The following is a 12160-nucleotide window of genomic DNA, read 5'->3' as shown; positions in this document are numbered from 1 at the left end:
TCCGGCCGCGGGCGGTGCTAGCGGCGAACACCACGAAACGCCGACCCGATCGGGCGGGTCTTTTGGAGGATCCTCCAAGTACCCTGCCTGACGTGCGCCTGGGTGAGCTGTTGGCCGATTCCGGGCTCGGGCTCCGGCTGCTGGTCGGGGCGATCGAGCCCGATCCGGAGTTCCGCTGGATCTACGTCACCGACCTGCGCGACCCGCGCCGCTATCTCGGCGGCGGCGAGGTCGTGCTGACCGGCATGCTCTGGTACCACGATCCCGGCGACGCCGAGGCCTTCGTGTCCGCCATCGCCGAGATGGGCGTGGTCGCGCTGGGCGTCGGCACCGCCGAGATCGGGCCCGTCACCTTCGACGTCGTCGCCGACGCCTGCCGTCGGCACTCGGTCCGCCTGTTCACCGTGCCCCTCGACGTCTCCTTCACGTCCATCACCCAGCGGGTCGTCTCCGCACTGGCCGCCGAGCACGTCCGCCGGTCCAGCGCCGTGCTGGAGCACCACCGCCGTCTCGTCGCCGTGCTGGGCTCCGGCGCCGGTCTGGACGGCCTCGTCGCCGCCGGGTCCGTCGAGCTGGGCGCGCCGTGCTGGGTCATCACCCCGACCGGTCGCGTGGTGGCCGGCGTAACCGACCTCCCCGACAGCTCGGCGGTAGCCGCCGGCTTTGTCACCGGCAAACGCCAGGTCGGCTCTTACAGCGTGCTGCCCATCGGCACCGGGCATCGTCTGGCCTGCTGGGCCCTCGTCGTCGCCGACCGAACTTCCGACCGGCACGAGATCGCGGTCGAACTGGCCACCCTCATCGGCCTGGAACGCTCTGCCCTGGCCGCCGGCCGCGTCGGCGAGCGCCGCTCCGCCACCCAATTGCTCTCGCTGCTGGCCGACGAGTCCACCCCCGCCGCCGACATCAGCGCCCGCCTCACCGCCGCCGGCTTCGGCCCCGAGGACAGCCTGTGCGTCGTGTCCATGACCATCACCGGCGAGGCCGGTCTCGCCCTCGACGTCCTCGACTCCCTCGTCGAGGGCCTCGTGACCGATGTGGACGGTGAGGCCGTAGCGATCACCTTGGCCGGCAACGACTTGCTCGACTCCCTGCGCTCCGGTGTCCGTGCCCTCGAACCCGGTCTCGGCTCGTGCCGGCTGGCCTTGGGCATCAGCAGCCCCGGTCCCGCATCCCGCCTCCGGGCCTCCGTCGACGAGGCCCGCTACGCCCGCGGAGTGGCCGTCCACAACGGTTCTCACGCCGCCGTGGTCGCCGGCTCCGAGCTCGCCTCCCACCAGCTCCTGTTCGGCGCCCTGCCCGACGAGCTCCGCCAGTCCTTCTGCCGCCGCCTACTCGGCCCCGTCCGCGCCTACGACCAGGAGCACCACTCCGAGCTCCTGGAATCCCTGCGCGTGTTCCTCGACTGCTCCGGCTCCTGGTCCCAGGCCGCCGCCCGCCTCCACCTGCACGTCAACACCCTGCGCTACCGCATCGGCCGCGTCGAGGACCTCACCGGCCGCGACCTCTCCCGCTTCGCCGACCGCGTCGACCTCTTCCTGGCCCTGGAGCTGTCCCGCTAGCCGACCGACGAGGACGCGATCTTCCAGATGCCGTCCTGCTGGACCATGCCGAACGTGGTCCGCTCGACCTGCGTGCTGCCGTCCTTCTTGTGGTAGGTGATGGTCGCGACCACGGTGCCCGGCGGCGTCGCCGTCACGCCGGTGGCCTCGACGCTCGCGACGCCGCCCCAGAAGCTCTGGTAACCCGCCTTGCCACCGGCCTTGTTCTGCCGGTAGTCGTCGGTCATGCGGTTCCAGGCGTCATTGAGATCGTTCGGCACCAGGTTGTAGTAGTCGGAGATCGCGTTGGCCAGCTGGGTGGCGGCGTCGACCGGCGGCGGCGCGGCGGTGGTCGTCGTGGTGGTGACGGTGGTCGTGGTCGGCACGCCGGTGGTGGTGCTGGCGGCCGTCGTCGCGGTGGTGCTCGTGGTGCTGGCGGCGGTGGTGGACTTGCCGGTGCTGGACGGACCGCCGGCGGTGACCGAGGGCTGCGGCTGGTTGAGGGCGTAGACGACGACCGCGATGGCCACGACGAGCGCGCCGACCATCAGCACGATGGCCACGACCTTGCGCCGGTCCCGTCCTTCGGCGACGGCGGCGACGGGCGGGGGCTCTTCTGCCGGCAGCGGCGCGGGGGCGGGCATCTCCGCCGGCATGGCCTCGGCCAGGGCGCCGAGGGCGTCCTGGACCTCCTTGGCCTCGGGACGGTGCTTGGGATCCCGGCGCAGCATCCACACGAGCGTCGCGGTCAGCGGCACGGCGTGCTCGGGCGGCGGCACCTCCTCGGTGGCGATGCGGTGCAGCAGGGCCACCGCGTTGCCGTCGGTGCCGAAGGGCGGATGGCCCTCGACGGCGGCGTAGAGCATGGCGCCGAGGGAGTAGACGTCGCTGGCGAAAACGGAGTCCTCACCCTGCGCCACCTCGGGCGGCAGGTAGGCGGGGGTGCCGGCCAGCAGGCCGGCGGCGGTGACGGTGGCGTCGCCGTCGGCCCGTGAGATGCCGAAGTCGGTCAGCTTGGCCACGTTGTCGCCGTTGAGCAGCACGTTGGCCGGCTTGACGTCACGGTGCACGATGCCGGCGGTGTGGGCGGCGGCCAGCGCGGAGGCGATCTGGGTGCCGATGCGGGCGACGATGCCGACCGGCAGCACGCCGTGCTGGGCGATGAGGTCGGCCAGGCTCTGCGACGGCAGGTACTCCATGATCAGGCACGGCCGGCCCTCGTACTCCACGACGTCGTAGATGGAGATGACGTTGGGGTGGTGCAGCCGGGCCGCCAGCCGTGCCTCGCGCATGGCCCGGTTGCGGGCCTCGTCGGTCTGCAGCTCGGTCATGCCGGTGCGGACCAGCAGCTCCTTGACCGCGACGTCCCGGCGCAGCAGCTGGTCACGGGCCTGCCAGACGGTGCCCATCGCGCCACTGCCGACCTTCCTGACCAGCTTGTAGCGCTCGGCGATGAGGTCACCCTCGGTGGCCACGGCCATTCCTCCACTATTCATCAGACGTCGTCCTGCGGGTCTATCCTTCCAGCCGCGCCCGGACGTACTGGATCGGCCACTGGATGTCGCCGCCGAGCACGCGGGCGGCGTTGAGCGGCCAGTGCGGATCGCGCAGCAGGGCCCGGGCCAGGAAGACGACATCGGCGGCGCCGGTGGCCACGATCTGCTCGGCCTGCCGGGGCTCGGTGATCAGCCCGACGGCGCCGGTCGGCACCTTGGCCTCGGTCCGGATCCGCTGCGCGAACGGCACCTGGTAGCCGGGCCCGAGCGGGATGCGCTGCGCGGTGGTGAGGCCGGCCGAGGAGACGTCGATGAGGTCCACGCCCTGGTCGGCCAGCAGCCGGGACAGGCGCACGGTGTCGTCGCCGGTCCAGCCGCCGTCGGCCCAGTCGGTGGCCGACAGGCGGGTGAACAGCGGCACCTCGTCGCCGATCTCGGCCCGCACGGCCGTGGCCACCTCCAGCATGAGCCGGACGCGGCCGTCGAAATCGCCGCCGTAGCCGTCGGCGCGGAGATTGGACAGCGGCGAGTAGAACTCGTGGATCAGGTAGCCGTGGGCGGCGTGGGTCTCGATGGCGTCCACGCCCGCGTCGAGCGCCCGTCGGGCCGCGGCGGCGAAATCGGCCACCACCCCCCGGATTTCCGTTTCGGTGAGTTCACGGGGCATGGCGTAGTCGCCGAACGCCACCGCGCTCGGGGCCACGGACTGCCAGCCGCCCTCGGACGCCGGCACCGTGGCCCGGCCCTCCCACGGCGGCTGCGTGGAGGCCTTGCGGCCGGCGTGGCCCAGCTGCATGGCGGCCCGGGCGCCCTGGCCGTGGATGAAGTCGACGATCCGCCGCCACGCCCGCACCTGCTCGTCGTTCCAGATGCCGGCGTCGCGCGGGCTGATCCGGCCCTCCGGCGACACCGCGGCCGCCTCCGTCATCACCAGGCCCGCGCCGCCGGCCGCGAACTGGCCGAGATGCACGAAATGCCAGTCGTTGGGCACGCCGTCGGTGGCGGAGTACTGGCACATCGGCGACACCCAGATGCGGTTGCGGGCGGTCATGCCGCGCACCGTGTACGGCGAGAGGAGCGTGCTCATGCCTCGGCCAACACCTGGTCCGCCGGCGATGTCTCCAACACCGCCGGGCCGAGCCGGAGAATGCCGTCGTCCAACGGCACACAACGGACACCGCCGTGCCCGCGCAGGCCGCGAAACGCGCCAGGCGCGACCACAACGTCCATCCACGCGCACGGATTGGCCGCCCGATGGCCCTGGAAGCGGATTCCGTCCAGGGTGAACTGCTGTCTCACCAGCGAGTCCACGGGAAAGCCACGCAGCACGATGTTGCGGCGTACCGCATGCGGGTCCGGTGCGGGGTCGAGGTGCAGCGCCTCCAACGACTCCGCCGCGAAGATCGTCACGGCCGCGTTGCGATGGGCCTTGTGGTTGAAGTACCGGTCGCCGACGAGCCCGAGGCCCGCTCGCACCTCCACGTGATCACGCTGCACCGCAACGGGATCCGGCCTCGGCCCATCCTGCGGGCGGCCTTCGAGGGCGTGCGTGGGCGAGACGTGCAGAGCGATGATCTCCACCTCGTGCCGGCTCACGCCCGCAATTCTAGGGGAAAAGCCGCGCGCGGAACGGGCTGGAGCGGGAGCGGTCGGCGCGGTGTGTCGAGCGCCACGCCATCGGCGCGACGCTAGCGCAACTCCCTACGCATCAACGTGCACATGGTTTCGTGCCAGACGGTCGTGCCATCCGGGCCTTCGGTGTCCCAGCCGTCCTTCCCGGAGCCGTAGGCGTGGTAACCGAGTCGTTCGTACAGCGCACGGGCTCGCGGGTTGTCCTCCTCCACGCTCAGCTCCGCCGTCGACAGGTCGCGCCGGCGGATGCGGTCCTCGGCGGCGCGAATGAGCACCGAGCCGATCCCGCAGGACTGTAGCGCCGGCATCACCGCGAGCTGCCAGATCACGCCCGCACCAGGCCGGGCTTCATAGTCCACGCCGCCGATGGCCACCGGGATGTCCGACGGCGGGCAGACCGCGAGGTAGTCGACGACGCCGTCGCGGGCCCGGGCCAGCTGGAGGTGCAGCTTCTCCACGTGCCGGCGACTGCCCGACCACGTGCAGGTCGGCACGTCGGCCGGCGTGAGGTCGCGAACGCCGAGTGGCACATGGATGGTCGACATGCGGCCCAGGGTGTCGGTGATCTGCCGCGCTGGCAACGGGAATTTCGTGGGCGTGACTCTTCCCGGGGGATGCTCGCTGATCGATTAGGGTCGGAAGCGACGGAGGGGGCCGTTGCATGGGGCGACGTGAGGGTGTGGCGGCCGACGCCGTGCGGCAGGGCCGGCTGTTCGGGCGCACCTACCAGGCATTTCTGGACTACCGCGAGCGGAACGGGTCGCTGCGCGAGTGGCAATGTGAGCGGTTGTCGGCGTTGCTGGGCCGCGTGCTGCTGACGGTTCCGGCGCTGCGGGCCCATGGCCTGGAGTTGGCCGAGGATCCGTTCGAGACGCTGGCGCGACTGCCGACCGTGACCAAACAGCAGATTCGCGGCGACTACCGCGGGCACTTCGCCGAGGACATCGACCCGGCCGACTGCGCCTCGGTGGTCACCTCCGGCACGACCGGCGTGCCGCTGAAGATCGTGCACAACTCCGAGCACTTCGTCCACGTGAATGCCCTTGCCCTGCGGCGGGCCTTCGACTACGGGTTGCCGCTGGACCGGAAGGTGCTGCGCCCCTTCAAGTCCGAGGCCGACGAGTGGTTCGAGTACACCGTGCCGTCGGCCGGTTTCCTACGCTTCGCCGAATTCGGGTTCGTGCGCGACGAGGCCGCGATCGCCCGCCGCTGCCATGAGTTCGCGCCCGATGTCGTGTTCACGCATCCGTCGCGAGCGTTGGCGCTGCGCGACATGGTTCCCGGCCTGCGGCCGCGGATCGTGCAGACGTTCGGAGAACAGCTCACGGACGCCGGCCGCGCGGCGATCGAGGAGCACTTCCAGGCCCCGGTGCGCGACTGCTACGGGACCAACGAGGCCAGCACCATCGCCGCCCAGTGCCCGGAATTCGGTTCGTACCACATCGAAGGAGAGCGGGTGTGGGTGGAGATCGTCGACGCCGACGGCGCTCCGCTGCCCGACGGCGTAGAGGGCGACATCGTCGTCACCAACCTGTTCAACACCGTGATGCCGTTCGTCCGCTACCGCACCGGCGACGTCGGCGCCCTGTCCGATGAACGGTGTCTGTGCGGGCGGGAGCAGAAGTTGCTGCGGCTCATCGCCGGCCGCCAGCACGGCGCCATCACGTTGCCCGACGGCACCCGGACCGACGTGCTGCGGCTGGTCAAGCTGATCGAACGATTCCCGGTGGAGCGGCTGCAGGTCGTGCAGGCCGACACCACCGAGCTGACCGTGCTGGTCGACCCGGCGGCGAGCTGCACCGACGAAGACCTGCGGCGGGCCACCGAGGCCGCCAATGCCGCCCTGCACCACCGGCTGCCGGTGCGGCTTCGCCGCGCCGGGGCCGGGGAGTTCACGGAGTCCCGTGCCGGCAAGCACCTGAACTTCGTGAGCCTGCTGGAGAACCCGTGACAGAAAGGAGGGGACGGATGTCCATCGAGGACTGGAGCAAGATGATCGACGAGATCGACTCGGCCGACGCGCAGGGGGAGGCCAGCTGAGGCGAGACCGGGGCGGGCCCAGGCTCGCCCCGGTTCCTCCGCTAGTCGAACCCGCGTGGCAGGGCGGTGTCCTGCAGCCAGGACCGGAAGAAGCGGTCCAGCGGCTTGACCGAGTGCTCCTGGGCCACGGCGATGAACTTGTCCGTGGTCACGGTCGAGTGCCGGTGCTTCTCGGCCCACTCCCGTAACACGGCGAAGAACGCGTCGTCGCCGATCCGCACCCGCAGCGCGTGCAGGGTCAGCGCCCCGCGCTGGTACACCCGGTCGTCGAACATGCGCCGCACGCCCGGGTCCCCGATGCGGATGTCCTGGCGCTGGCGGGCGATCTCGGCGTGCGAGCGCGCGGCCAGCACGGCCGCGGACAGGCCGCCCGAAGCCTCCGACCACAGCCACTCGCTGTAGGTGGCGAAGCCCTCGTTGAGCCAGATGTGCCGCCAGTCGGCGATGGTCAGGCTGTTGCCGAACCACTGGTGGGCCAGCTCGTGGGCGACCAGGTGCTCGGAGCCGCGGTGCCCGTCGACGTGGTTGGCCCCGAAGATCGACAGGCCCTGGGCCTCGACCGGCACGTCCAGGGCCTCGTCGGCCACCACGACGTGGTACTCGGTGAACGGATACGCGCCGAACAGGTTCACGAAGGCGGCCATGATCTGCGGCTGCCGGCCGAAGTCGTGGCCGAACACGCCGACAAGCCGCGGCGGCACGGCGGCCCGTTGGCCGGCCGACACCTCGACCTCGGTGTAGAGCCCGATCTGCACGGTGGCCAGATAGGTCGCCATCGGCGCGAGCTGCTCGAACTCCCAGGTCGTGCTGCTGCCGCCGACCCGCCGCGACACCAGCGAGCCGTTGGCCACCACGGTGTAGGGCGACGGGGTCGTCACGGCGATCCGGTAGGTGGCCTTCTCGCCGGGCTGGTCGTTGCACGGGAACCAGGACGGGGCCCCGATCGGTTGGCTGGCCACCAGCGCGCCGTCCTCCAGCTGCTCCCAGCCGATCTCGCCCCAGTGCAGGCTGCGCACCGGCCTCGGCGTGCCGACGTAGCGCACCTCGACGGAGAACGCCGCCCCGACCATGAGTGGCCGGGCCGGCGTGATCCGCAGCTTGTCGCCGCGATGGCTGTACCTGGCGGACTTGCCGTTGACCAGCACCCGCTCCACCCGCAGGCCGTGCAGGTCGAGGCTGAACCCGGCCAGGTCGGCACGGGCCTGGCCGGACAGCCGGGCCCGGCCGGCGAGGCGGCCAGGTCCCGGCTTGTAGTCCAGCTCCAGGTCGTAGTGCGTGACCCGGTAACCCCCGTTGCCGTGCTGGGGCAGGTACGAGTCGGCGGAGCGGTCCGCGCCGATCGTGCCCCTCACCCGCGCTTGCTCCACGCGGAGATCGGGTTGCCCAGCCAGCGCGAGTTGGCCGGCACGCTCTCGCCCGCCATCACCAGCGAGGCCGGGCCGACAGTGGCGCCGGCGCCGATGGTGGCGCCCGGCAGCACGATTCCGTGCGGACCGAGGGTCGAGCCCTCGGCCAACGTCACCTCGTCCATGCGCATGATTCGATCATGGAACAGGTGGGTCTGCACCACGCACCCCCGGTTCACGGTCGCACCCACGCCGACGCTCACCAGGTCGGCCTCCGGCAACCAGTATGTCTCGACCCAGGCGCCGCGGCCGATCCGGGCCCCGAGCGCGCGCAGCCAGAGGTTCATCACCGGCGTGCCGGACACCGAGCCGGCCAGCCACGGCACGGCCAGCACCTCGACGAACGTGTCGGCGAGCTCGTTGCGCCAGACGAAGGAGCTCCACAGCGGGTGCTCCACCGCCTTGAACCGGCCCACCAGCAGCCACTTCGCGGCGGCGGCGACACTCGCGGCGACCACGCCGCAGGCGGCCAGAACCAGGCCGCTCAGCAGCGCGGCGACCCCGAACCCGGCGACGCTGGCGACGCCGGCGATGGCGAACAGGGCCAGCACGGCCAGGGCCACGGCGGCCATCACCGGGATCACGCGGCAGATCTCCACCAGGCCACGGGCCACGACCAGCTTGGTCGGCGGGTCGAAGGTGCGGCTCTGGTCGCCGTCCTCGACGGCCCGCGGCAGCTTGATCGGCGGCATGCCCAGGTACGAGCTGCCGGCCTTGGCGCCCTTCGGCGTGGACGAGAGCACGCCGACCAGGCCACGCTTCGGCACCGCCCGGCCCGGCGCGGTCATGCCCGAGTTGCCCAGGAAGGCTCGCTTGCCGATGCGGGCGTTGGCGATGCGCAGCCAGCCGCCGCCCAGCTCGTAGCTGCCGACCATGGTGTCGTCGGCCAGGAACGCGCCGTCGCCGACCGTGGTCATGGACGGCAGCGCCAGCACCGTGGACGCCTCGACCCGGCGGCCCACCTTCATGCCCAGCGCCCGCAGCCACACCGGCGTGAACAGACTGGCGTACAAGGGGAACAGCGTGGTGCGGGCCATGTTCATCAGCCGCTCGGTGGTCCACGCCTGCCAGGCGACCCGCCCGAACACCGGGTGGTAGCCGGCGCGCAGGCCGATCGAGCACAGGCGGACGCCGACCAGCACCAGCAGCGCGTACGTGACCAGCGAGGCCACGGTCGCGGCCGGCACGGCCACCAGCGCCGAGCCCAGCGTGGGCGCGTCGTGCAGGAACAGCGCGATGATCGCCAGACCGGGCAGGGCCGCGGCGACGGGCAGCAGACCCAGCGCGAGAGTGACGGCGCTGTAGGCGAAGCCCCACACGCGACGGCGCGGCGGGCGGCTGTTCGGCCAGCGGTGCTCGGCCTTGCCGTCACGCACGGCCGGCACGCCCGACCAGCGCTGGCCGGCCGGGACCGAGCCGGTGACGCCGGAACCGGGGGCGATCTCCGCGCGCTTGCCGATGCGGGCCCCCGGGAACAGGGTGCTGCGGGCGCCGATCGACGCGCCGGCGCCGATGCGGATCTTGCCGATGTGCAGGACGTCGCCGTCCAGCCAGTGGCCGGACAGGTCGACCTCGGGCTCGATCGCGCAGCCCTTGCCCAGCTTGAGCAGGCCGGTGATCGGCGGCAGCGAGTGCAGGTCCACGCCGTCGGCGATCTTCACGCCGAGGGCGCGGGCGTAGCGGGTCAGCCAGGCGCCGGTCAGGTTGGTGGCGCCCACCGCGCCGGCCAGCTGCTCGGCCGCCCACAGGCGCAGGTGCGTCTTTCCGCCCCGGGGATAGCGGCCCGGCTTCACCTTGCGCAGCAGCAGCCGCGCACCGCCGGCCGCCACCGCGACCCGGCCGGCCGGGTGGAACAGCACCAGCCAGGCCAGCGCGATGGCCCACCACGGCAGCGTCGGGGCCCAGGCCGCGCCCATGAGGTTGAGCAGGGTGCTGCCGGCCGCCGCCGCGACCGTCCAGCGCAGGCCGACCAGCGTGGTCAGCGGGACCATGGCCAGCAGCTGCTTGACCTGGGCCTTGCGCGGGGTCGGGGCGACCGTGCGGGCCTTGAGGGACTTCGCGTCGAACTCGTCCAGGCGCGCGGCCATCGCCCGCAGCGTCGGAAACTGGTAGATGTCGCTGACCGAGCCGCTCGGGTACTTGGCCCGGATCAGGCCGACCAGCCGGGCCGCGGCCAGGCTGCTGCCGCCACTGGCGAAGAAGTCGGCGTCGTTCCGCGCCGGGGCCAAGCCCAGCACCACGGCCCACTGCTCGGCCAGCCAGGCCTCGGTGCCGGCCAGCTGGCTGCCGTCGGTGTTCGGGCTGCCGGCCTTGTGGGGAAGCGGCCACGGCAGGGCGTTGCGGTCCACCTTGCCCGACGTGCGGGTCGGCAGCGTCTCCACCTCGGCCAGCAGCGGCACCAGGGCCGCCGGCAGCGCCGAGCGCAGCCGGTCAAGGGCCGTGTCCCGGTCGAAGTCGGCGGTCGGCACCACGTAGCCCACGAGCAGCGTGCCGTTGCGGACCGCGGCCGCCGCGCCGGCGACACCGGGCAGCGCCTGCAGGGCCGCGTCGACCTCGCCCAGCTCGATCCGGCGGCCGCCCAGCTTGACCTGCTCGTCCGCCCGTCCGACGAACAGCAGGCCCTCTGGCTCCGCACGGACCAGGTCGCCGCTGCGGTAGGCGCGGTCCCAGCCCATCGACGGCAGCGGCGCGTACTTCTCGGCGTCCTTGGCGCGGTCCAGGTAGCGGGCCAGGCCCACGCCGCCGATGACCAGCTCGCCCTGCTCGCCCATCGGCACCAGGTCGCCCCGCTGGTCCACGACCGCCAGCTCCCAGCCGTCCAGCGGCAGCCCGATGCGCACCGGGCCCTCGCCCGTCAGCTGCGCGGCGCACGCCACGACCGTGGCCTCGGTCGGGCCGTAGGTGTTCCACACCTCGCGGCCCTCGACCGCCACCCGCTCCGCCAGCTCCGGCGGGCACGCCTCGCCGCCGAAGATGAGCAGGCGCACCTCGTCCAGGGCCTCCGCCGGCCACAGCGCGGCCAGGGTCGGCACCGTGGAGACCACGGTGATCTCCCGCTCCACCAGCCAGGGGCCCAGGTCGATGCCCGTGCGGACCAGCGCCCGCGGGGCGGGCACCAGGCACGCGCCGAAGCGCCAGGCCAGCCACATCTCCTCACAGGAGGCGTCGAAGGCCACCGACAGGCCGGCCAGCACACGGTCACCCGGGGCGATCGGCTCGTCGACCAGGAACAGCTCGGCCTCCGCGTCCACGAACGCCGCCGCCGCGCGGTGCGAGACCGCGACGCCCTTCGGCTTGCCCGTCGAGCCCGAGGTGAAGATGATCCACGCGTCGTCGTCCAGCCCCGGCGTGCCCAGCACGCCCAGCGGCGTCCCCGTGACGGTGATCTGGCGCTCCGCGCCGATGACCGCGCACACGTCGGCCTCGCCGAAGACCAGGTCGGCGCGCTCCTGCGGGTCCTCGAAGTCCACCGGCACGTACGCCGCGCCGGCCGCCAGCACCGCCAGGATGGCCACGTACAGGTCCACCGTGCCCGACGGCGCCCGCACACCCACCCGGTCGCCCACGCCGATGCCGTGCCCCGCGAGCACCTCGCGCAGCCGGTCGACCTCGGTCGCCAGCGCGCGGTAGCTCAGCGTCGTCTCGCCGTCGTCCACCGCCGCCGCGGCCGGGTGCCGCAGCGTCGTCTCCGCCAGAACGTCCAGCAGCGTGCGCGCCTTCGCCGCACCGCGTGTGGTGAACACCGCGTTCCGGGCCGAAACGCTCAGATCCTGAACCGCAGTCCATGCAACCGCTGTCAATGCACGCCTCTCCGAGCCGGGTAGCCCGGCGCACGGGCGCTGGAGTCCACACTGGACTGTCAGCGATCACCTTCACCGTCGCGGGCCGACGACGTACTTTACCCGCTGTTCAGCCGCATGTCGCTGTCGGGGTCGTCACACGATCCGTTGACGGGCGGGGAATACCTCCCACGCTCCGTCACTTTTCCCTTGTGGCAAAGCAAGTGCGGCCGCTGCCGCCCGGCCTGAGCCGGATTGGGTCGCCG

At 72.3% G+C, this 12160-nt stretch carries 8 protein-coding genes; 2 read left to right on the top strand and 6 right to left on the bottom strand.

Annotation, left to right across the window (positions count from 1 at the left end; all coding sequences use genetic code 11):
• The first annotated feature begins 92 nt into the window (after nucleotides 1-92).
• Complete coding sequence (locus AB0M73_RS09845; RefSeq protein ID WP_363889209.1) at nucleotides 93-1562, top strand: helix-turn-helix domain-containing protein; 1470 nt, start codon at nucleotides 93-95, stop codon at nucleotides 1560-1562.
• Here AB0M73_RS09845 and AB0M73_RS09840 read toward each other — a convergent pair.
• The 4 genes from AB0M73_RS09840 to AB0M73_RS09825 all read right to left on the bottom strand — a co-directional run bounded on the left by AB0M73_RS09840 (nucleotide 1559) and on the right by AB0M73_RS09825 (nucleotide 5214).
• On the bottom strand, nucleotides 1559-3016 hold the full coding sequence (locus tag AB0M73_RS09840) for a serine/threonine-protein kinase (RefSeq protein ID WP_363889207.1): 1458 nt from the start codon (nucleotides 3014-3016) through the stop codon (nucleotides 1559-1561). The genes AB0M73_RS09845 and AB0M73_RS09840 overlap by 4 nt on opposite strands.
• A 40-nt stretch (nucleotides 3017-3056) precedes the next feature.
• Nucleotides 3057-4124 carry an NADH:flavin oxidoreductase/NADH oxidase gene (locus AB0M73_RS09835; protein ID WP_363889204.1) on the bottom strand — a complete coding sequence of 356 codons (1068 nt, stop codon included), beginning with the start codon at nucleotides 4122-4124 and terminating at the stop codon, nucleotides 3057-3059.
• A complete protein-coding gene (locus tag AB0M73_RS09830; RefSeq protein WP_198047652.1) occupies nucleotides 4121-4633 on the bottom strand; it encodes a molybdenum cofactor biosysynthesis protein in 513 nt (170 codons plus the stop codon). The genes AB0M73_RS09835 and AB0M73_RS09830 overlap by 4 nt, the downstream gene beginning before the upstream one ends.
• Before the next feature lie 92 nt (nucleotides 4634-4725).
• A complete protein-coding gene (locus AB0M73_RS09825) occupies nucleotides 4726-5214 on the bottom strand; it encodes a GNAT family N-acetyltransferase (RefSeq protein ID WP_363889201.1) in 489 nt (162 codons plus the stop codon).
• A 116-nt stretch (nucleotides 5215-5330) separates the two neighbouring features.
• Here AB0M73_RS09825 and AB0M73_RS09820 point away from each other — a divergent pair, with 116 nt between their 5' ends.
• Nucleotides 5331-6620 (top strand): AMP-binding protein, encoded by a 1290-nt coding sequence (locus AB0M73_RS09820; protein ID WP_363889198.1) that lies wholly within the window; start codon nucleotides 5331-5333, stop codon nucleotides 6618-6620.
• Nucleotides 6621-6750: 130 nt separating this feature from the next.
• Here AB0M73_RS09820 and AB0M73_RS09815 read toward each other — a convergent pair whose 3' ends face one another.
• Both AB0M73_RS09815 and AB0M73_RS09810 read right to left on the bottom strand, forming a co-directional pair.
• On the bottom strand, nucleotides 6751-8061 hold the full coding sequence (locus AB0M73_RS09815; RefSeq protein WP_363889196.1) for a M1 family metallopeptidase: 1311 nt from the start codon (nucleotides 8059-8061) through the stop codon (nucleotides 6751-6753).
• A complete protein-coding gene (locus AB0M73_RS09810; RefSeq protein ID WP_363889193.1) occupies nucleotides 8058-11858 on the bottom strand; it encodes a Pls/PosA family non-ribosomal peptide synthetase in 3801 nt (1266 codons plus the stop codon). Before AB0M73_RS09810 ends, AB0M73_RS09815 begins: the two co-directional genes overlap by 4 nt.
• Between the last annotated feature and the right edge of the window lie 302 nt (nucleotides 11859-12160).

The sequence above is a fragment of the Kutzneria sp. NPDC051319 genome (assembly GCF_040682195.1).
Classification (GTDB): Bacteria; Actinomycetota; Actinomycetes; order Mycobacteriales; family Pseudonocardiaceae; genus Kutzneria.
This window is presented reverse-complemented; position numbering and strand designations above follow the sequence as displayed.